This window comes from Streptomyces sp. NPDC028419 (assembly GCF_055565515.1).
Window position 1 is genome coordinate 79,334 of record NZ_JBVHUE010000021.1, and the last position, 18,988, is coordinate 98,321.

Sequence of the window (18,988 nt, forward strand, 5' to 3'; positions counted from 1 at the left end):
AGCATGGTCACGCACATCAGACACGTCGGGTTCGGCGTCCCCGACCTCGCCGCGGCGCGGGAGTTCTACGAGCGGCGCTGGCAGCTGGAAGCCGTCGACACCGACGGCGACCGGCTCTACCTGGGTGCGGGCTGCCCGGAGAGCCACGTCCTGCGGTTGCGGCAGGCCCCCGAGCCTCGGGTGGACCTGATCTCCCTGGCGGCCTCGTCGCGCACGGAGGTGGACGAAGTGACCGAGCGGGTCGCCCGCCACCCCCGGGCCAAGGTGCTCCGGGAACCGGGCGAACGGCACGATCTCGGCGGCGGGTACGCGGTCTGGTTCCTGGACTGCGACGGGCGGACGGTGGAGGTGTCCGCGGACGTGGCCGGGCGGGTGTTCCGGCCCGTGGAGGCGCAGGAGACCCGGCCGATCGGCATCAGCCACGTGGTGCTCAACACCCCGGACCTGCAGGCCGCCCGGGCGTTCTACGAGACGGTGCTCGGCTTCCGGGTGTCGGACTGGGTCGAGGACATCATGTGCTTCATGCGGACGGGCCCCGCGCACCACGTCATCGCCTTCACGCGCGCCCCGCACGCCTCCCTCAACCACGTGGCGTTCGAGGTGCGCGGCCTCGACGAGTTCATGCGGGCCACGGGCGCGATGATGCGCGGCGGGCGGGCTCCCCTGTGGGGTCCCGGCCGGCACGGGGTCGGTCAGAACACCTTCTCGTACTTCCAGGACCCCTCGTCCGGTTTCGTGCTGGAGTACACCACCGCCGCCCAGACGATCGACGACGAGCACGGCTGGACCCCGAAGGTGTACCCGGCGAACGCCCAGACAACGGACGTGTGGGGCACCGCCAATGCCCGTGACGAGCTGGTGTCCACCGCCTTGTGCGGTCGGCCGGACCCGGGCCTGTGGACGGCCCCGCCGGTATGAGGGCCCAACCGCTCGGCGCGCTCGGCCCGGACGCGTCCCCGGTGGCGCTGGTCACCGGTGGCGCCTCCGGGATCGGGCGGGCCGTCGCCGAGGACTTCGCCGCGCACGGCCACCGGGTCGTCGTGCTCGACGGCCGGGCCCCGGACCGCCCGCTGCCCGCGTCGGTGACGCTCGTGCGGGGTGACGTGTGCAGTGCCGAGGACAACGCGGCGGCCGTGGCCACCGCGCTCGCGGCGCACGGCAGGCTCGACGTGTTCGTCGGCAACGCGGGGATCCACGACGCCGGCGTACGGCTGCGCGACGTGCCCGCGGCCGACCTCGCCGCAGTGGCCCGCCGGGTGCTGGACGTCGACGTGGTCGGCTACCTGCTGGGCGCCAGTGCCGCCGTCCCGGCACTGGAACGGACCGCCGGCTGCATGGTGTTCACCCTCTCCGACGCTTCGTTCCTGGTGAGCGGCAACGGCGCGGGGATCGCCTACGCCGCGGCCAAGCACGCCGCGCTCGGCGTCGTACGCCATCTCGCGGCGGACCTCGCGCCCCGGATCCGGGTCAACGCGGTGGCCCCGGGAGGAGTCGTGACCGGACTGCGGGCCGTCACCGGATCCGACGGCAGCACCCGGCGCGTCTTCGACGACGCGGAGCGCATCGCCGACACGATCCGGCGGTACAACCCGCTCGGCGTCGTCATGGAACCGGAGCAGTTGGCGCCGCTGTACCGGTTCTTGGCGTCCCCCGAGTCGGCCGGCATGACCGGCGAGGTGCTGCGTCCGGACGGCGGCCTCGCCGTTCGCTGAGCCCGCTCGCGCAGGCAACCACCGCATTGCAGCGGTTGAACGCGCCGGCGCCGGAGGCCCTCGCCTCCGGCGCCACGGGTTCCCGCGTGCTGGCCGTACGGTCGTACGGCGCCGCGTCATCCCGCCACGTGGTGCATCACGTGCTTGATCCGGGTGTAGGCGTCGAACCCGTAGACGGAGAGGTCCTTGCCGTAGCCGGAGTGCTTGAAGCCGCCGTGCGGCATCTCGGACGGGAAGCCCAGGTGGGTGTTGACCCACACGCAGCCGAAGTCGAGGCGCGTCGTCATGCGCATGGCGCGCGCGTGGTCCGTCGTCCAGACCGCCGACGCGAGTCCCTGTGCCACGCCGTTGGCCAGCGCGACCGCCTCGTCCTCGGTGGTGAAGGGCTGCACGGTGATGACCGGGCCGAACACCTCGCCCTGGCTGATCTCGTCGTCCTGGCGGACCCCGGTGATCACGGTCGGAGCGAAGTAGTAGCCCGCCGTTCCGACCTGCTCGCCGCCCGTCTCGATGCGGGCGTGTGCCGGCAGCCGGTCGATGAACCCGGACACCCGGGCCAACTGGTCGGCGTTGTTGAGCGGACCGTAGAACGCCGCGTCGTCCGAGGGCGGTCCCGGCCGGCAGGCCCGCGCCGCTGCGACCAACGACGCGACCAACGCGTCGTGCACCTCCCGCGCGACCAGCACCCGGCTCGCCGCGGTGCAGTCCTGCCCCGCATTGCCCAGCGCACCATCGATGATCTTCTTCGTCGCCGCTTCCAGGTCGGCGTCGGCGAACACGATCACCGGGGTCTTGCCGCCGAGCTCGAGGTGGAGCCGTTTCAGGTCGGTCGACGCCGTGCGGGCGACGTCCATGCCCGCCGCCACGGACCCGGTCAGCGAGACCAGCGAAGGCGTCGGGTGCTCCACCATCAGGCGGCCGGTCGACGGTCCGCCGCAGACCACGTTGAGGACGCCCGCGGGCAGGTGCTCCGCGGCCAGCTCGGCGAGCATCAGGGCCGTCGTCGGCGTGGTCTGCGCCGGCTTCAGGACCACCGTGTTGCCCGCCGCGATGGCGGGTGCGCTCTTCAGCACCGCCATCAGCAGCGGGAAGTTCCACGGTGCGAGCTGGGCGCAGACCCCGAGGGGCTCCCTGCGCACGTAGGAGGTGTGCCCGCTCGCGTACTCGCCCGCGGAGCGGCCCTCCAGGATCCTGGCCGCGCCCGCGAAGAAGCGCAGCTGGTCGACCATCAGCGGGGCCTCGCCCGCCGCGGCCGCGCTCCCCGTGTCGCGGGCCTCGGCCGCGGCGAACTCCCCGATGCGCGACTCCAGCCCGTCGGCGATGCGCAGCAGGGCCTTCTGGCGCTCGGCAGGGGTCGTACCGCGCCACTGCTCGAAGGCGGTCGCGGCGGCCCGCATCGCGCCGTCGACGTCCTGCGGGCCGCTCACCGGCGCGCTCGCGTACACCCCTCCGGTGCACGGGTCGAGCAGGTCGCGGTAGCCGCCCTCGGCGGGATCCGTTCGCTTGCCGTCCACGAAGTTGGACAGTCTGGGCTGTGACATCACGGTCTCCTGGGTCGGTGGTACGTCACGCGGCCACGGGCAGCGAGGTGAATCCGTGGAAGCCGAGGTTGTTGTTGTAGTCGGGCGTGTGGGCGACCACGCGCAGGTTCGGCATCCGCCGGTACAGCGTGGCCAGGGCGATGCGCATCGTCTGGCGGACCAGCGGGTCGCCGAAGCACAGGTGCCGACCGGCGCCGAAGGTGAGGTGCTTGTTGGGCGCGGGCCGCCTCAGCACCAGCTCGTCGGCCTGCCCGAACGCCTCGGAGTCGCGGTTGGCCGACGCCACGTACAGCATCATCGGCCGGTTGGCGGGCAGCACGATGTCCTGTCCGGCCGCGGTGGTGTACGCGAAGTCCTCGCGGGCCACCCGGCCGACGAACTGGACCGGGGTGCAGAAGCGCAACAGCTCCTCGATGGCCTCCGGGACCGTTTCGGGGTCCAGCAGCAACTGTCGGTCCGCCACGGGCTGCCGGTCCAGGACGTCCACGCTGTTGCCGATCAGGTAGCGGATGGAGGCGACGCCCGCGAACAGCAGCAGGGACGCCTGGGCCACCACGTCCTCGTCCGAGAACCGGTGGCCGTGCACCTCCATCGTGCGCAGTTGGTGCAGCAGGCCGCCCTGCCGCTCGGAGCTCTCGGCGCACTCGGGGGAGGCGAGGAAGTCGGCCAGTTCCCGGGTGCTGGCCTGGGTGCGCTTGAGGTGTTCGACCGTGACCTGCGTCGAGCCGAAGAGGTGCGCGATGTCGTCGGTCCACCGCGTCAGGTCGGCGTGCGCCTCGACCGGAACGCCCAGGACGTCGGCGATCACCATGGCCGGCAGGGGGAAGGCGAAGTCCGACATCAGGTCGAAGCCCGCGGGGTCCACGCCGTCGAGCAGGCGGTCCACCAGGCGCTGGATGCGCGGCTCCAGCAGTTCGTCGGTGAAGGGCGAGTAGCTGCGGTTCGCCTGCCGGCGGTTCTTCGTGTGCTCCTTCCCGTCGTGGAAGGCCAGCCAGCGCTCGTACACGCCGAGCATGTCGGCGAACTCGGTCCGCTGTGATTCGGGCAGGAACCACAGCGGCACCGCGGCCCGGGCGTTGGACAGCCGCTCGTCCTTCATGAGCCGCAGGCAGTCCTCGTATCCGAAGAAGAGCCAGGCACCGCCGAATATGCGCTCCGACCGGTAGGCGGGGGTCTGCGCACGCATCCTCGCGTAGAACGGAAAGGGATCCGGAATGTATTCCAGATCATTGTGCGTGAATTCTTCAGCCGAAAGTTCCTGCGTCGTCACGGACTTCCTCCAAACCGGATACGTGCAATGCGGGATGCGGCGGAGAAGGTGCCGCGGAGCCTCACTAGACCAAACTCGCGATGACCCCACAACGCCGGTTTGACGCGGTTGAACAGGCAGGGTGTTCACGAAGACGCGGAACCTGGTCAGACAGGAGCGGGACGTCCTAGCATTCCCGCCGACAACCCCGAGGGACCTACCGCTGGATGAGAAAAGGCGGACCAGGAGATGACTGAAGCAGCGCAGACTCCGGGCGACGAGCAGACGTACCGGCTCGACCGCCGCGCATTCTTCGACGAAGACACACTGAAAAAAGAGTTCGACCGGGTGTTCCGTCCGACGTGGCAGCTGTTGGGCTTCGAGTCCGAATTGCCGGATGCCGGCGACTACGTGGTGCGCCGGCTCGGGAACGACAGCGTGATCGTCGCCCGCGACGAGAGCGGCCGCATCGGCGTGGTCCTGAACTCGTGCAGCCACCGCGGCACCCAGCTGTGCCGCGCCACCTTCGGCAACGCCGCGCACTTCCGCTGCAGCTACCACGGTTGGACGTACGCGAACGACGGCCGGCTGGTCGGCGTGCCCAGCCTCAGGAGCAACTACCCGAAGGGCTTCGACAAGGACGCCCACGCACTGGCCGCGGCCCGGACGACCGTGTACCGCGGCTTCGTCTTCGCCACCTGGAGCGACGAGGCGCCCGAGCTGGAGGGCTACCTCGGCGACTTCCGGTGGTACCTGGACGCCCTCCTCGACCTGACGGGCGGCGACTGGGAGGTGTACGGCCCGCCGCAGCGCTCCGTGGTCAAGGGCAACTGGAAGGTCGCCACCGACAACTTCGCCGGCGACGGCTACCACATGCAGACCACCCACCAGGTCGCCTTCGAGCAGGGCATCTACGGCAGCAGCCTGGCGGACGGCACGCTGGGCAAGGGCGAGCTCGATCTCATGGCCGTCAACATCAGCACGCCGCAGGGGCACGCGGTCCGCGCCGGTTACGTGGTCGAGAAGGCGGATCCCACCCTCGATCGCGACCTCGCGGAGCCCGCCTACCTCGGGTATCCGCGCGAGGACTGGCCGCGCTTCACGGCCGCCCAGACCGGGGAACAGGTGCGGTTCAACTCCCACTGCGAGGTCGTGCACGGCTGCGTCTTCCCCAACGCGGCCTTCCTCAGCGTCTCCCACGACCGCGCGATCGGCCGCGAGGACGACCCCCTCACCCGGTACTTCGTCTGGCGGGTGCACACCCCCATCGACGCGCGCCGCACGGAGTGCACGTACTGGACCCTGGTGCCCAAGGGGATGAGCGAGGAATGGAAGCGCCGCTCCTACGGTTTCCAGGCCAGGTCCCAGTCCGCGGGCGGGATCCTCTTCGAGATGGACGACTTCGAGAACTTCGCCCGCATCGACGCGGCCATCAGCGGAAGCACCGCCGACGACGCGCCCGCCGACCTCTCGCTCGGCCTGGGCCTCGGAGAGCACCTTCCCGGCTTCCCCGGCCCCGGTCGCGCCGAGCACATCACCCTGTCCGAACACAACCAGCGCGGGTTCTACCGACGTTGGTCAGAGCTGATGGAGGAGCCCGGTGCCTGACCCCGTGCGGCCGGGGCGGGACGGAGTGGTTCCCACCCCGCTGCCCGAGAACCAGCCCTTCCCCGAGCGGCGCGCCCGGCAGCGCGACCTGGACGGCGCGCTGCGCGCCTTCCTCACCGAAGAATCGGCGCTGCTGGACGACTGCGAGTACCAGGAGTGGCTCGACCTGCTCGACCCGCTCTTCCTGTACCAGGTTCCGGTGCCGCTGCTGCGCGAGGACGCCGGCCTGGCCCGGCACAGCGACCGGGCGATGCTCTTCGAGGCGACCAAGCAGGTCTTCGCCATGAAGTTCGGCCGGGTGGGGCTGCGCCACGCCTGGTCGGACCGGCCCGGCGGTACCTTGCGGCACTTCGTCGGGTCCGTCCGCGTGTTCGCGTCGGACGCGCCCGGTACGTGGCGCGTCGACAGCGGCCTGCTGGCCACGTGGAGCCGAGGGTTCGGCGAGGGCGCCCTGGCCACGGTGAGCAGGCAGGACGTGGTCCGGGACCTCGGAGCGGGCCGCTGGAGCCTGTTGCGGCGCCGGGTCCTGCTGGACACCGAGGTGCCCACGCACGAGCAACTGTCCATCATCTTCTAGCGATCGGCGGCAGGTAGCGTCATGAGCGGACTCGCCTGGAGCATCCAGGAAGCCCAGGAAACGGAACTGTGCAGGATCGTCTGCGAATCGGCCGCCGTGCGCGTGTCGTCGTACCCCACGGGCAACGGGGTGCGGCTGAGGCTGGAGTCGGAGCGCTCGGGCGTCTTCGCCCTGCTCGACGCGACCGTGCTGGAAGCGCTGTGCCACCTCACCCCGGGGCGAGCGGCGGAGCTCGTGCGCGAACGCACCGAACAGGGTGCGCTGCGCGGCGCGCCCGAGGGCGCGTCATGAAACCCGCCGCCTTCGACTACGCGGCGCCGGACTCCGTCGAGGAGGCGCTCGCACTGCTCGCGGGAGGGACCGGCAACGGGGCCGACACCGCCGCCGTCCCGCTCGCCGGAGGGCAGAGCCTGGTGCCGCTGCTGAACCTGCGGCGCATCAGGCCCGACACCCTCGTCGACCTCAACCGGCTCACGGCCCTCGCGGGCATCCGGTGCACGGAGCGGTCCGTGGAGATCGGCGCGCTGACCCGTCTGCGCGCCATCGAGATCGACGCCGCCGTGCGCGAAGCGCTACCCGTCCTCCCCGAGACGGTCGCGCACGTGGCACACCTCCAGATCCGCCACCGCGGCACGCTCGGCGGATCGCTGTGCCACGCCGACCCCGCCGCCCAACTGCCCGCCACGGCCGTCGCGCTCGGCGCCCGGCTGACCCTGCGCCGTAGCGGCGGGGCGCGCGTGGTCGACGCCGAGGACTTCTTCCGCGGCGCCCACGCCACGGCCCGGCGCCCGGACGAACTCCTCACCGGCATCGAGTTCCCCCGCCACCGGTCGATGGCCTTCCGGTTCGAGGTGGTCAACCGGCGCGGCAGCGCGGGCCGGCCCCTGGTGTCCCTGTGCTTCGGCCTCTCCTTCGACGGTCCGGTGGTCAGCGGGGCCAGGCTGGCCGCCACGGGGATCTCCGACCGACCGCTGCGACTGCGCGAGGCGGAGGCCGCCCTCACCGGTATGCCGCTCGACGTGTCCCTCGCCACCGCCCTGGACGCCGCGGTGGCCGCGGCGGATCCGCCGTCGGATCTCCACGGGAGCGGCGCCTACCGCAGCGACATGCTGCGCACCGTGTTCCGCCGGGCAGCGGCCCGGCTTTCCGCACACAGGAGTGGTCGATGAGAACCGGGGAGATCACCGTCACCGTCAACGGGACCGCACGGTCCGCGTCGGCGGAGTCCCGCACCCTACTGAGCGACTTCCTACGCCACGGACTCGGCCTGACCGGCACGCACGTCGGCTGCGAGCAGGGGGTCTGCGGGTCCTGCACGGTACTCGTCGACGGAGAGCCCGTACGCTCCTGCCTGATGCTGGCCGTACAGACCGAGGGCCGGCGGGTGGAGACCGTGGAAGGCCTGGCAGCGAACGGCGAACTGACCGGCATGCAGCGGGCGTTGATGGAGGAGCACGGTCTCCAGTGCGGCTTCTGCACGCCCGGTCTGTTGATGGGCCTGGAGTACGCCGACCGGTCCGGACTGACCGCCGCCGACGCCGTCGAGTGCGTGGTCGGGGGCCACGTCTGCCGCTGTACGGGCTACGGGGGCATCCGCGCGGCCGTCGAGGCCCACTGGCAGCGGAAGGAGCAGGCACGGTGAGCCCGCGCGACCCCGTGATCGGGCGCTCGGTCCCCCGCACCCACGACCCGCGCATGCTGCGGGGCGAGAGCCGCTTCGTCGACGACATCGACGAGACGGGCGTCCTCCACGCCGTCGTCGTGCGCAGTCACGTGGCGCACGGCCGGGTCACCCGCTTCGACGCCACCGCGCTGGCGGGGCGCGGGGCGCGGCTGGTGCTCGGACCCGAGGAGATCGAGGAGCTGCTCGATCCGCTGCCCACCTCGTGGCGGCTGCCCGGGCAGGGCGCCCACCACATCGATCCGCAGGCGCGCGTCGTGCGCTACGTCGGCCAGCCCATCGGCCTCGTGGTGGCGGCCGGCCGCGCCCTCGCGGAGGACCTCGCCGAAGCCGTCCGGGTCGACATCGAGCCGCTGCCCGCGGTCGTCGGCATCGACGCCGCGCGCGCCGAGGGCGCGCCCCTGCTGTATCCGGACGCACCGGGCAACGTGGCCGGGGAGATCCACTTCGGGGACCCCGTCGACGAGCTGGAACGGATCATCGCCGCGGCGCCGCACGTCGTCGAACGGCGGTCGCGGATCCAGCGGATCAACCACAGTCCCATGGAACCCCGCGGCGTCCTCGCCGAGTGGATCCCGGCCACCCGACGGATGACCGTCCACAGCAGCACGCAGTCGCCCCACGCGGTGCGCCAGGAGCTGGCCGCCGCGCTGCGGTTGCGGGTCGACCAGATCCGGGTGGTCGCACCCGACGTGGGCGGCTCCTTCGGCGGCAAGGTCACCCTGTACGTCGACGAGGCCCTGGTCTGCGCGGCGGCGATCGCGCTGGGCCGGCGGGTGAAGTGGACGGAAGACCGCACCGAGAACCTGACGGCGAGCTACCAGGGGCGCGGCCAGCAGGCGAGGGCGCGGCTCGCCCTGGACGGGGAGGGCCGCTTCCTCGCGCTCAGCGCCCACATCGAGGGCGATCTGGGTGCCTTCGCCATCCAGGCGGGAGCCGGCCCGTTCCAGGTCGCCGGTCTGGCGCTGGAAGGTCCCTACCGCTTCGGACGGGCGGGCACGACGGTCACCGCCGTCTACACCACGACGGTCCCCACCGGTGCCTACCGCGGGTACGGGATGCAGGAGGCCGCGTGGATCCGTGAGCGCCTGATCGACGAGGCGGCCCGCGAACTGGACCTGGACCCGACCGAACTGCGGCTGCGGAACATGATCCGCCCCGAGGAGATGCCCTTCGCCACCCGCTCCGGGCTGACCTACGACAACGGGGACTACCCGGCGGTTCTGCGGCGCGCCGCCGAACTCGCCGAACAGCGGCGCAGGCCCTCCACGGACACCGTGCGGCGCGGCACCGCCGTGACCTCCAGCGTCGAGATCACCGGCTTCGCGCCCTCGGTGCTGCTGGAGGCCTTCGGCATCGCGTGGAGCGGCTGGGAAGGCGCGCGGCTGCGGATCAACCACGACGGCACGGTCACGGTGTTCTCCGGCGTGATCCCGGTCGGCCAGGGCATCGAGACGACGCTGGCGCAGATCGTCGCCGACCGGCTGGGCGTACCGCTGGAGTGGGTCGCGGTAGAGCTGGGCGACACCGCCACCTCCCCGTACTCGGACCTTTCCTCACAGGCCAGCCGCTCGCTCACGCTCGCGGGCGGTGCGCTCATGAAGGCGGGGGAGTCGATGCGGGAACGGATGCACCGGCTTGCTGCCCACTACCTCGACGCCCCCGTGGCGGACGTGACCCTGCAGGACGTCACCGCGGACGGTGCGGTGTTCCGCGCCGCGGAGCGGCCGGCGGGGATCTCCTGGCGCGAGGTGGCCTCCCGGGCCTGGAAGGGCTGGGGCCGCGACGACGGCGATCCCATCAGGCTGGAGGCGGAGGTGGAGTTCGACCCGCCCGCCCTGACCTACTCCTACTGCGCCCACGGCGCGGCCATCGCCCTCGACCTGGAGACCGGCGAAACCCGGGTCGAGGACTACTGGGCGGTCAACGACAGCGGGGTGCTGGTGAATCCGCTGATCGCGACCGGACAGATCACCGGCGGGATCGCGCAGGGCATCGGCATCGCGCTGTTGGAGGAGTCCGTGCACGACCCGGAAACCGGGCGACCGCTGAGCACGGGCTACGCGGACTACGCGCTGCCGTCCGCGGGAGACGTGCCCGCGGTGGTCATCGAGGACCGGGTGACGCCGAGCACCGTGATCCCCGGAGGCTTCAAAGGGCTCGGGGAGAGCGGCACCATCCCGCCACCCGCGACCATCGCGAACGCCCTCGCGCGCGCGGTGCCCGAGATCGCGGAGCGGTTGACGGCGTCCCCGCTGTCTCCGGCGGTCGTCTGGGCCGCCCTCACCGCCGCCAAGACCGATTCCGACGTCACCCCCGAGGAGCCACGATGAACCAGGGCACGGGCCCGACCGTCCGGGAAGCGACCTTCGCCCTGCTGCGGGAGCTCGGCGTGAACACCGTCTTCGGCAATCCCGGCTCGACGGAGCTGCCCATGCTCCGCGACTTCCCGCCGGACTTCCACTACGTGCTGGGGCTCCAGGAATCCGTGGTGCTCGGCATGGCTGACGGCCACGCGCAGGCCACCCACAACGCGGCGCTGGTCAGCCTGCACTCGGCGGCGGGGGTCGGGCACGCCATGGGGAACCTCTTCACCGCGTACCGCAACCGCACCCCCCTGGTCATCGTGGCCGGGCAGCAGGCCCGGTCGCTGTTGGCGGGCGAGCCGTACCTGTTCAACGACGAGGCCGCCCAACTGCCCCGGCCGTACGTCAAGTGGAGCCGGGAACCGGCCCGGCCGCAGGACGTTCCGGCGGCGATCGCCCGCGCGTACCACCTCGCCATGACGCCGCCGACGGGCCCCACCCTGGTGTCGGTCCCGGCCGACGACTGGGACGTGGTCTGCGAGCCCGTGTCCCCGCGCCGGGTGAGCCGGACCCTGCGCCCCGACGCCGTCCTGATCGACGAGGTGGCACGGGCGCTGGCCGGCGCGGCCCGACCGGCGTTCGTGGTGGGCGCCGGAGTGGACCAGGAGCGGGCGTTCGCCGAGGTGGTCGCGCTCGCCGAGCTCCACCGCGCCAGGGTCTGGGCGGCTCCGATGTCGTCCCGGTGCAGCTTCCCCGAGGACCATCCGTTGTTCGCCGGCTTCCTCCCACCGCTGCGCGAGGGCATCGTGGCGGAGCTCGCGGGGCACGACGTGGTGCTCTCGCTGGGCGCGCCGGTCTTCACGTACCACGTGGCGGGCACGGGTCCGTACGTGCCGCCGGGCACCGCCCTGTACCAGCTGACGGACGACCCCCGGACGGCGGCCTGGACCCCGGTGGGCACCTCCGTGGTCACCAGCCTCGGCCCCGCAGTGGACGAGTTGCTGGGCCACGCCCCGTTGCGGGAGCGGCCGATGCCGCCCGCCCGGCCCCTACCCGCCCCGGTGGCCGGGTCCTCCGTGATCACCCAGCCGTTCCTCATGCGCACGCTCGCCGAACTGCGCCCGGCGAACAGCGTGATCGTCGAGGAGGCGCCGAGCAGTAGGCCGGTGATGTGCTCGTACCTGCCCAACACCCGACCCGAGAGCTTCTACACGTGTGCCAGCGGTTCCCTCGGGCACTCCTTGCCCGCTGCTGTCGGCATGGCCCTGGGGCGTCCGACGGAGCGGATCGTCGCGGTGGTCGGGGACGGCTCCGCGATGTACTCCGTCCAAGCGCTGTGGTCCGCGGCCGAGCTGAACCTGCCGATCACCGTCGTCGTGGTGAACAACGGCGGGTACGCGACGGTGGACCGCTTCGCCGAACGCTTCGGGATGGGCAAGCCCGTGGGCACCGCGCTCCCCCACCTCGACTTCGCCTCCCTGGCCCGGTCCCAGGGCTGTGCCGCGGCCCGGGTGGACCGTCCGGAGCAGCTCGCGCCCAGCCTGGAAGCCGCGTTGGCCTCCACCGGCCCCTACCTGCTGGAGGTCGTGACGGCCGACTGACCGGGTGCCGCGGCCGGGTACGGGCGCGGTGCTACCGGGCGCTCGCGGACGAGCAGGGAGCGGGCTCCCGTACCCGCTCGGCCGCCGTGCGCCAGGCATCGGTGACCGCGGCGCGGGCCCGGGCGGTGCGCGCCGCGACGTCGCCGGTCAGCCGCACGGGAGCGCCCACGTGGACGTGCAGCGACGGGCGGCGCAGGGGCGCGGTGGCCACTCCGGCCAGTTGCTTGGCGGTGCTCCCGGACGAGAGCCGGCGCGAGCCCGCCTGGCCGATCGGTACGACGAGGGCGCCGGTGCGTTCGGTGAGCCGGGCCAGTCCGCTGCGGAACGGGCCGGGAGCCGACTCCGCCGCGTCCCTGCGCGCGGGCAGGCACCCCTCGGCGTACATCAGCAACACCCGCCCCCGCGCGAGCGCTTCGGCGGCCGCGTCGAGCGCGGCCGAGGCGCGGGCCGTGCCGCGGGCGACCGGCAGGTGTCCTTCCGCGGTGAGGGCGCGCCCGAGCAGCGGCACGCGCCACAGGCCCGCGGTCGCCATGACGACCGGCCGGACCCCGAGCCGGTGCAGCGCGGCGAGCACCACCGCCGGGTCGGTGAGCGAGGTGTGATTGGCGACGAGGACCGTGCCCTGCCCCCCTGCGTCCGCGATCGTCCCGGTCACGGACAGCCTGCCGAAGAGGGGGACCAGCGATGCGGCGGTGCGGCTGAGCAAGGGAGCCTCCGGGACGGGGGGAGCGGTGCGTGATCACCATCGTCCGGCCGGCGCCCCGGCCCCGTCCTGAGCGATCGTGCTCATCTCGAGGGGGTGCGGTACCTAGTGCCGTGGCCGGGGAGGTTCACCGTGTCGCGGCGCCCGGCACGGCACCTCGCCGCGTTGTCGGACCACGACGGTACGTCCAGTACGAGTCGCGGTCCTCCGCCTTGCGATGCGTCCCCTCGGCCCTGCGGGCCTGGGGAGGCCCCAGGGCACCGGACACCGCGACCCGGCAAACCTCCCCGGCCACGGCACTACGGAAGCCACAGCAGATTGACAGCACACTGTCGAATTGACAGAATGCTGCCATACGCAGGCCGGCAGCGACCCGGAGGACCCCATGAATCCCGTGAACCCCACGCCCCGCACCGTGCACCTCGCCGTCTACGACACCCTGGCCGACTGGGAGACCGGGCACGCCACCGCCTGGCTCGCCCGCACCGGCTACGACGTGCGCACGGTCGGCCTCTCCACGGACCCCGTCCGCAGCATGGGCGGCCTGCGGATCACCCCCGACCTCGCGCTCGACGAGCTGCGCCCCGAGGACAGCGCCCTGCTCCTGCTGCCCGGAGCCGACCTGTGGGACTCGGGCGACGATCTGGCCGCCTTCGCCGGGGCCGCCCGGACCTTCCTGGGCGCGGGCGTCCCCGTCGCCGCCATCTGCGGAGCCACGGCGGGCCTCGCCCGCGAGGGGCTGCTCGACGACCGCGCGCACACCAGCGCCGCGCCCGAGTACCTCGCCGCGACCGGCTACCGGGGCGCCGCCCACTACGCCGACGCCGACGCCGTCACCGCGGGCGACCTCATCACCGCGGGACCGACCGAGCCGGTCGCCTTCGCCCGCGAAGTCCTCGGCCGGCTGGGCGCGTTCGAGGGCTCCGCGCTCGACGCCTGGTACCGGCTCTTCCACCACTCCGACCCGGCCGCCTACGCGGAGCTCAACGCGTGAGCCGGGCCGCGCAGGACGCGCTGTCGGGCGCCGCGCTGTCGGTCTTCCGGCTGAACGGCCAATTCCTCGCCGTCTCGGAGGAATTGGCCGCGCCCGCCGGTCTCACCGCCGCTTGGTGGCAGGTCCTGGGCGCCGTACTCCACGAACCACTGCCGGTCGCCGGCATCGCCCGGGCCATGGGCATCACCCGCCAGAGCGTCCAGCGCATCGCCGACCTCCTGGTGGGCCAGGGCCTCGCCGCCTACGCACCCAACCCGGCGCACCGGCGCGCCAAACTCCTCTGCCCCACGGCCGAGGGACGCGCGGCGATCTCCAGGATCGATCCGGGCCACGCGGACCTGGCGGCGCGGCTGCTACACGCACTGGGCGGCCAGGACGCCTTCGACGAAACGGTACGGGCACTACGTCGGCTCAGCGCGGCACTGGACACGATCACCGAATCCAGCCCCGCCGACGTTAAAGGCACCCCGCGCGAAGCCAGATCCAACCCCGCCGACGTTAAAGGCACCCCGCACGAAGCCAGATCCAACCCCGCCGGCGTTTGAGGCGCCCCGCACGGAGCCAGATCCAGCCCCGCCGGCGTTTGAGGCGCCCCCGGAGGGCACGCGAACCGGCACGCGAACCGGCACGCGAACCGGCACGCGAACCGGCACGCGACCCCCTAGGCTTCCGGCGGCACCACACCGCACCACCCGGCACCGATACCAGGAGCGCACACCGTGTTCGACCCCGCAGCAGGGCACCCGTACCCCGACGCCCACCACCCGGACGCGGCCCCCGCGCCGCACCCGTTGTTGGGGCCGGTGCTCGGGTTCCTGGGCACCTGGCACGGGCGGGGGCGGGGCGGCTACCCCACGCTCGGCGGGGAGTTCACGTACGCGCAGGAGGTCACCTTCAGCCACGACGGCCGGCCCTTCCTCCACTACGAGACCCGGGCCTGGCTGCTGGACGCCGACGACGCGCCGCTGCGGCCATCGGCCCGCGAGAGCGGCTGGTGGCGGCTCCAGCCCGAGGGTCGGGTGGAGGCGCTGATCACCCAGCCGACGGGCATCGCGGAGATCCTGGTCGGCCGCGCGGACGGCACCGAGGTCGACCTGGCCACCCACGAGGTGGCCCTCGCGCCCACGGCCAAGGAGGTCAACGCCACCCGCCGGCGCTACACCCTGGCCGAGGACGGCACGCTCACCTTCGTCCACGACCTCGCGGCGGTCGGCCAACCCCTCCAGCACCACCTCTCGGCGCGACTGAAGCGCCGAGAGGGTTAGGGCGCCCTTTCGGATCCTGCCGGGCCCGCGACGCCTGGCCCCGCGCCCGTTCGTCGCTGTCGCCGCAGGACTCCGCGTCGGCAGTGCGTCCGGGCGGGCCGGGCAATGTCAGAAATACTGCTGCACATGAACGATTCCCCACCCACCGGTACGTCCGGCGGGCCCGGCCTGTCGCGACGGCTGGTCCCCATGACCGGGCGTGACCCGGAAGAGCACGGCCGGACGTCCTCGCCGCTGGAGCTGTTGTTCGACCTGACCTTCGTGGTCGCCGTCGGCACGGCGGCGTTCCAGTTCGCCGAGATGCTCGCCGAGGGGCATGCCGGCCAGGCGGTCATCGCCTTCGTCCTGGCGATGTTCGCGATCAGCATCGCCTGGATCAGCTTCAGCTGGTTCGCGTCCGCCTTCGCCACCGACGACTGGCTCTACCGGGCCATGACGATGCTGCAGATGATCGGCGTCGTCGTGTTCTCGCTCGGCCTGCCGGCGATGTTCCACTCCGTCGAGGAGGGCGGCCATCTCGAACTGCGTGCCATGGTCATCGGCTACGTCGTCATGCGGATCGCGATGGTGCTCCAGTGGCGGCGCGCCGCCCGGCAGTCCCCGTCGTTCCACGACGTGGGCATGGCCAACATCCGCTGGACGGTGATCGTCCAGGCCGGCTGGATCGTCGTGGCCTTCGTGCACATGCCCATCAGCGTCGTATTCGTCGCGTTCGGTGTCCTGGGCGCCCTCGAACTCGTCCTGCCGGTACTGACGCAGGGTTCCGCGGGCGGCACGCCCTGGCACCCGCACCACGTCGCCGAGCGGTACGGACTCTTCGCGATCATCGTCCTCGGTGAGGGCGTCGTCGGTACGGTCGCGTCCTCCGGCGACCTCCTGGGCGGCGGGGACGGCACGCACTGGACCTGGAACGCGATCGCCGTGGTCATCGCCGGCGTGGGCCTGACCTTCGGCATGTGGTGGATGTACTTCCTGACGCCGTTCGGCGACATCCTGGTGCACCGCCGCGGCCGCGGATACCTCTTCGGCTACGGCCACATCCCCCTGTTCATCGGCGTCGCCGGAGCCGGCGCCGGGCTGCACGTGGCGGGCCTGTACATGGAACACCACGCCAAGATCTCCGGCACCGCCGTCGTCCTGGCCCTCGCTCTGCCCGTCGGCCTCTACATGCTGATGATCTACCTCCTGCACAGCCTGCTGCTGTCCACGGCCGACCGCTTCCACATCCTTCTGGTCGCGCTCACCATCGCCGTACTGCTCACGGCCATCCTCCTGGCCGCCGCCGGCGTGGCCATCGCGGTGTGCCTGCTCGTGGTCATGCTCGCGCCCTTCGTCACCGTGATCGGCTACGAGACGATCGGCCACCGCCACCAACAGCAGATGCTCGAAGAGCTGGGCAAGCAGTAGGTACCGCTCGGCCGAATCGACGGTTCCGGGTCAGCTCGCCGCGCCCTGGAGGAGGGTCAGGTGGCCGCGGCGGGCCGGGGTGCGGGTCCCGGCGACCGGTCCGGACGCCGCGGCGAGTTGGCGGACGGGGGAGCCCTGTTCGCGTGCGCGCGGTTCCCGCGTGCGGAGGTCCTCCTTGCGCAGGTCCTCCCGCAGTTCCCGGAGCACGTCCTGGAGGGCCTCGTCGAAGCGGGTGACGTCCTCGGGGGTGTTGTCATAGTGGACCGAGGCCCGCAACGCGGTGGTGACGCCCCGACCCGGAAGGTGGAGGGGCGTCTCCTGCGCCACCGTCTTCCACACCACGACCCCGCGCCGCGCCAGTGCGCGCCGGATCAGCGCGGCGGGCAGTTCGGCGTGCCGGAAGGCGAGGATGCCGGATCCTTCCGCGCCCGCGGTGAGCAGTTCGATGCCGGGGGTGCGCTCCAGGACCGCGCGCAGGTCGGCCTCCAGGTCGCGCCAGGGCAGCAGCGCGGCCGCCGCGTGGTGGGCCAGGGCCTCGTGCAGTGCGGCGACGGCTGCCGGGGCGGGCCGCGGGTGCGCCCGGCCGCCGAGCAGCGACCGCAGTGCGGGGGCGACGTAGGCGAAGCCGATCGCGTCGGGGCCGCGGAGGAAGCGCCAACCGTCGGCGGTGAGCAGGTCGCAGCCGATGGCCGCGGCGTCGACGGGCAGCCGCCCGACGGAGTGCGAGGCGTCGACCGCGTACCGGGCCCGGTGGCCGGCCAGCAGCCGACCGACGGCCTCGACCGGGCTGACCGTGCCGAGGGTGGCGGCGACGTGGGTGACGGAGACCAGGGCGACGTCCTCGTCGAGGTGCGCGGCCATCCACTCCAGGTCGAGCTGCCCGTCCGCACGCAGCGGGACGACCTCCAGCGCGCAGTGCGTACGGTCGCGCAGGGCGTGGAGGGCGGTCAGCTGGGCCACGCCCTCGTACGGGGTGGTCCAGATCCGGTCGCCGGGGGTCAGGGCGAGGCCCGAGAGGCAGAACTCGAAGGCGGCGGCCGCGCCCTTGAACAGCGCGGTGTGCGCGGCCGGGACGCCGAGGAGGCCGCCGAGTCGGGCGTAGACCTCGGTGTGCAGGACGGCGCCGAGGCGCTCCTCCAGGTCGTAGGGGCCGTAGAGGTCGTCGCGGGCGGTGGCGTCGGCGAGTACGGCGCGCACGGCGGCCGGCATCCGGCCGGTGCCCGCCGTGTTGAGGTGAGCCGTGTTCATTTCAGGGGCCTCCCCCCACAGTTGGGGTGTACCAAGACTTGCCAACTAACTTGGCAACATGTTGCCCACCAACGAGCCAGCTTGGCAATGCTTGGCAACACCCGCTCAGGCAGGACTCTAGGAAACGAGTCCGGCAACCCTTGCCCACCCCCCCTTGGCAACTCTTGGCAACATTCACCGCTCCTCTTGCCGAACCCTCATTCATGCAGGTCAGAGCCGTGCATCAAGGCACACAGCACGAGCTGGAGTGGCAAATACGGGCCCTTTTCTGGGGTTCTCCACCCCTTCTCCACCGCATTCCGAGCGGTTTTCCAGTGGGTGTTGCCAATCTTCTTGGCAGAGAGGTTGCCAAGCCGGATCAAACAATTGCCACGGAGGACACCATGAAGAACATCGCCCGCCTCATCGCCACCGCCGCCCTCGCCGCCGCCGCCCTCCTCACCGCCGGTGGGATCGCCAACGCCGACGGCGGCACCGACATCGGCTGGCCGGTCGCCCCGCCCACCGGGGTCACGGCCGTCGCCGACGGCGGCACCGACATCGGCTGGCCGGTCGCCCCGCCCACCACCCCGGCCCCCACCACCCCGGCGCCGACCCCGGCCCCCACCACCAACATCGGCTGGCCGTAACCTCCACGGCGGCTCTAGCCGGATGCGGCACGGTGCTGCGAGGAGCACCAGCACTGCCGCCCGGAAGGAAGTCCCCGATGGCCCAGATCGCCCACGCACCGTGGAACGCGAAGTTCGAGACCGTCCTGCGTCAGGGCCTGCCCGGGCTCGGCAAGGACAAGCAGCCCGCGGCCGACGTCCCGATGGACGCGTACGGGCTGGACTCGATGGCCCTCATCGGCATCGTCAGCGCTCTGGAGCGGGCCTTCCGCACCAGCCTCGCCGGACAGGTCGTCGTCCCCGTGCACTCCCTCACCGCCGGCCAGCTGTGGGGCATACTCTCCGCCGCGCTCCAGCCCTCCTGGGACCAGGAGCGCCCCGTCGCGGCAGGCCACCACACCCGCGACCTCGGCCCCTGGGCCGTAGCCTGACCAACCACCGCGAAGCCCCCGCCGGTCATCCGACCGCGACGGGGGCTTCGGTCATGC

19 protein-coding genes are annotated in these 18,988 nt (G+C 72.4%); 15 read left to right on the top strand and 4 right to left on the bottom strand.

The genetic code is table 11. The features are described 5' to 3' along the window. The first annotated feature begins 3 nt into the window (after positions 1–3). Positions 4–918 carry a VOC family protein gene (locus ACZ4UB_RS24070; RefSeq protein WP_468073002.1) on the top strand — a complete coding sequence of 305 codons (915 nt, stop codon included), beginning with the start codon at positions 4–6 and terminating at the stop codon, positions 916–918. Further along, positions 915–1,712, top strand: a complete 798-nt coding sequence (locus ACZ4UB_RS24075; RefSeq protein ID WP_468073004.1) for an SDR family oxidoreductase — start codon at positions 915–917, stop codon at positions 1,710–1,712. The genes ACZ4UB_RS24070 and ACZ4UB_RS24075 overlap by 4 nt, the downstream gene beginning before the upstream one ends. A 116-nt stretch (positions 1,713–1,828) precedes the next feature. On the opposite strand, the gene ACZ4UB_RS24080 is transcribed toward ACZ4UB_RS24075, so the two are convergent. Beyond that, complete coding sequence (locus ACZ4UB_RS24080; protein WP_468073006.1) at positions 1,829–3,253, bottom strand: gamma-aminobutyraldehyde dehydrogenase; 1,425 nt, start codon at positions 3,251–3,253, stop codon at positions 1,829–1,831. A gap of 25 nt (positions 3,254–3,278) precedes the next feature. Further along, a complete protein-coding gene (locus tag ACZ4UB_RS24085; protein ID WP_468073008.1) occupies positions 3,279–4,439 on the bottom strand; it encodes a cytochrome P450 in 1,161 nt (386 codons plus the stop codon). Between the two features lie 312 nt (positions 4,440–4,751). Between ACZ4UB_RS24085 and ACZ4UB_RS24090 the strand changes: the two genes are divergently transcribed. From ACZ4UB_RS24090 to mdlC, 7 genes are read left to right on the top strand one after another with little or no spacing between them, the layout of a single operon-like run. Beyond that, on the top strand, positions 4,752–6,110 hold the full coding sequence (locus ACZ4UB_RS24090) for an aromatic ring-hydroxylating oxygenase subunit alpha (RefSeq protein ID WP_468073010.1): 1,359 nt from the start codon (positions 4,752–4,754) through the stop codon (positions 6,108–6,110). Further along, positions 6,103–6,687 (top strand): aromatic-ring-hydroxylating dioxygenase subunit beta, encoded by a 585-nt coding sequence (locus tag ACZ4UB_RS24095; RefSeq protein ID WP_468073012.1) that lies wholly within the window; start codon positions 6,103–6,105, stop codon positions 6,685–6,687. The genes ACZ4UB_RS24090 and ACZ4UB_RS24095 overlap by 8 nt, the downstream gene beginning before the upstream one ends. A 21-nt stretch (positions 6,688–6,708) precedes the next feature. Then, a complete protein-coding gene (locus ACZ4UB_RS24100) occupies positions 6,709–6,978 on the top strand; it encodes a hypothetical protein (RefSeq protein ID WP_468073014.1) in 270 nt (89 codons plus the stop codon). Next, positions 6,975–7,856 carry an FAD binding domain-containing protein gene (locus tag ACZ4UB_RS24105; protein WP_468073016.1) on the top strand — a complete coding sequence of 294 codons (882 nt, stop codon included), beginning with the start codon at positions 6,975–6,977 and terminating at the stop codon, positions 7,854–7,856. Before ACZ4UB_RS24100 ends, ACZ4UB_RS24105 begins: the two co-directional genes overlap by 4 nt. After that, on the top strand, positions 7,853–8,329 hold the full coding sequence (locus tag ACZ4UB_RS24110) for a (2Fe-2S)-binding protein (RefSeq protein ID WP_468073018.1): 477 nt from the start codon (positions 7,853–7,855) through the stop codon (positions 8,327–8,329). Before ACZ4UB_RS24105 ends, ACZ4UB_RS24110 begins: the two co-directional genes overlap by 4 nt. Beyond that, on the top strand, positions 8,326–10,701 hold the full coding sequence (locus tag ACZ4UB_RS24115) for a xanthine dehydrogenase family protein molybdopterin-binding subunit (RefSeq protein ID WP_468073020.1): 2,376 nt from the start codon (positions 8,326–8,328) through the stop codon (positions 10,699–10,701). The genes ACZ4UB_RS24110 and ACZ4UB_RS24115 overlap by 4 nt, the downstream gene beginning before the upstream one ends. Then, on the top strand, positions 10,698–12,275 hold the full coding sequence (gene mdlC / locus ACZ4UB_RS24120) for a benzoylformate decarboxylase (RefSeq protein WP_468073022.1): 1,578 nt from the start codon (positions 10,698–10,700) through the stop codon (positions 12,273–12,275). The genes ACZ4UB_RS24115 and mdlC overlap by 4 nt, the downstream gene beginning before the upstream one ends. Positions 12,276–12,306: 31 nt before the next feature. On the opposite strand, the gene ACZ4UB_RS24125 is transcribed toward mdlC, so the two are convergent. Next, on the bottom strand, positions 12,307–12,981 hold the full coding sequence (locus ACZ4UB_RS24125; RefSeq protein ID WP_468073024.1) for a lysophospholipid acyltransferase family protein: 675 nt from the start codon (positions 12,979–12,981) through the stop codon (positions 12,307–12,309). Positions 12,982–13,363: 382 nt separating this feature from the next. Between ACZ4UB_RS24125 and ACZ4UB_RS24130 the strand changes: the two genes are divergently transcribed. From ACZ4UB_RS24130 to ACZ4UB_RS24145, 4 genes are all read left to right on the top strand, one after another. Further along, on the top strand, positions 13,364–13,972 hold the full coding sequence (locus ACZ4UB_RS24130; protein WP_468073026.1) for a DJ-1/PfpI family protein: 609 nt from the start codon (positions 13,364–13,366) through the stop codon (positions 13,970–13,972). Next, the gene (locus tag ACZ4UB_RS24135; protein WP_468073028.1) at positions 13,969–14,517 is read left to right on the top strand and encodes a MarR family winged helix-turn-helix transcriptional regulator; all 549 of its coding nucleotides are present in this window, start codon (positions 13,969–13,971) and stop codon (positions 14,515–14,517) included. Before ACZ4UB_RS24130 ends, ACZ4UB_RS24135 begins: the two co-directional genes overlap by 4 nt. A 174-nt stretch (positions 14,518–14,691) precedes the next feature. Continuing rightward, a complete protein-coding gene (locus ACZ4UB_RS24140) occupies positions 14,692–15,237 on the top strand; it encodes a nitrobindin family protein (RefSeq protein WP_468073029.1) in 546 nt (181 codons plus the stop codon). Positions 15,238–15,363: 126 nt separating this feature from the next. Then, positions 15,364–16,644 carry a low temperature requirement protein A gene (locus ACZ4UB_RS24145; RefSeq protein WP_468073031.1) on the top strand — a complete coding sequence of 427 codons (1,281 nt, stop codon included), beginning with the start codon at positions 15,364–15,366 and terminating at the stop codon, positions 16,642–16,644. A 30-nt stretch (positions 16,645–16,674) separates the two neighbouring features. On the opposite strand, the gene ACZ4UB_RS24150 is transcribed toward ACZ4UB_RS24145, so the two are convergent. Then, positions 16,675–17,892, bottom strand: coding sequence for an aminotransferase class V-fold PLP-dependent enzyme (locus tag ACZ4UB_RS24150; RefSeq protein WP_468073033.1), 1,218 nt, complete (start codon positions 17,890–17,892; stop codon positions 16,675–16,677). Between the two features lie 383 nt (positions 17,893–18,275). Between ACZ4UB_RS24150 and ACZ4UB_RS24155 the strand changes: the two genes are divergently transcribed. Together ACZ4UB_RS24155 and ACZ4UB_RS24160 are read left to right on the top strand one after the other, a co-directional pair. Further along, positions 18,276–18,521 carry a hypothetical protein gene (locus ACZ4UB_RS24155; RefSeq protein ID WP_468073035.1) on the top strand — a complete coding sequence of 82 codons (246 nt, stop codon included), beginning with the start codon at positions 18,276–18,278 and terminating at the stop codon, positions 18,519–18,521. 77 nt (positions 18,522–18,598) lie between these two features. Continuing rightward, complete coding sequence (locus tag ACZ4UB_RS24160; RefSeq protein WP_468073037.1) at positions 18,599–18,931, top strand: acyl carrier protein; 333 nt, start codon at positions 18,599–18,601, stop codon at positions 18,929–18,931. Positions 18,932–18,988 lie beyond the last annotated feature (57 nt).

What these genes read in the sequence shown, in the direction of transcription:
- ACZ4UB_RS24070 (WP_468073002.1), top strand. Translation starts at nt 4, where the DNA reads ATGGTCACGCACATCAGACACGTCGGGTTCGGCGTCCCCGACCTCGCC.
- ACZ4UB_RS24075 (WP_468073004.1), top strand. Translation starts at nt 915, where the DNA reads ATGAGGGCCCAACCGCTCGGCGCGCTCGGCCCGGACGCGTCCCCGGTG.
- ACZ4UB_RS24080 (WP_468073006.1), bottom strand. Translation starts at nt 3,253, where the DNA reads ATGTCACAGCCCAGACTGTCCAACTTCGTGGACGGCAAGCGAACGGAT.
- ACZ4UB_RS24085 (WP_468073008.1), bottom strand. Translation starts at nt 4,439, where the DNA reads ATGCGTGCGCAGACCCCCGCCTACCGGTCGGAGCGCATATTCGGCGGT.
- ACZ4UB_RS24090 (WP_468073010.1), top strand. Translation starts at nt 4,752, where the DNA reads ATGACTGAAGCAGCGCAGACTCCGGGCGACGAGCAGACGTACCGGCTC.
- ACZ4UB_RS24100 (WP_468073014.1), top strand. Translation starts at nt 6,709, where the DNA reads ATGAGCGGACTCGCCTGGAGCATCCAGGAAGCCCAGGAAACGGAACTG.
- ACZ4UB_RS24105 (WP_468073016.1), top strand. Translation starts at nt 6,975, where the DNA reads ATGAAACCCGCCGCCTTCGACTACGCGGCGCCGGACTCCGTCGAGGAG.
- ACZ4UB_RS24110 (WP_468073018.1), top strand. Translation starts at nt 7,853, where the DNA reads ATGAGAACCGGGGAGATCACCGTCACCGTCAACGGGACCGCACGGTCC.
- mdlC (WP_468073022.1), top strand. Translation starts at nt 10,698, where the DNA reads ATGAACCAGGGCACGGGCCCGACCGTCCGGGAAGCGACCTTCGCCCTG.
- ACZ4UB_RS24130 (WP_468073026.1), top strand. Translation starts at nt 13,364, where the DNA reads ATGAATCCCGTGAACCCCACGCCCCGCACCGTGCACCTCGCCGTCTAC.
- ACZ4UB_RS24145 (WP_468073031.1), top strand. Translation starts at nt 15,364, where the DNA reads ATGAACGATTCCCCACCCACCGGTACGTCCGGCGGGCCCGGCCTGTCG.
- ACZ4UB_RS24150 (WP_468073033.1), bottom strand. Translation starts at nt 17,892, where the DNA reads ATGAACACGGCTCACCTCAACACGGCGGGCACCGGCCGGATGCCGGCC.
- ACZ4UB_RS24155 (WP_468073035.1), top strand. Translation starts at nt 18,276, where the DNA reads ATGAAGAACATCGCCCGCCTCATCGCCACCGCCGCCCTCGCCGCCGCC.
- ACZ4UB_RS24160 (WP_468073037.1), top strand. Translation starts at nt 18,599, where the DNA reads ATGGCCCAGATCGCCCACGCACCGTGGAACGCGAAGTTCGAGACCGTC.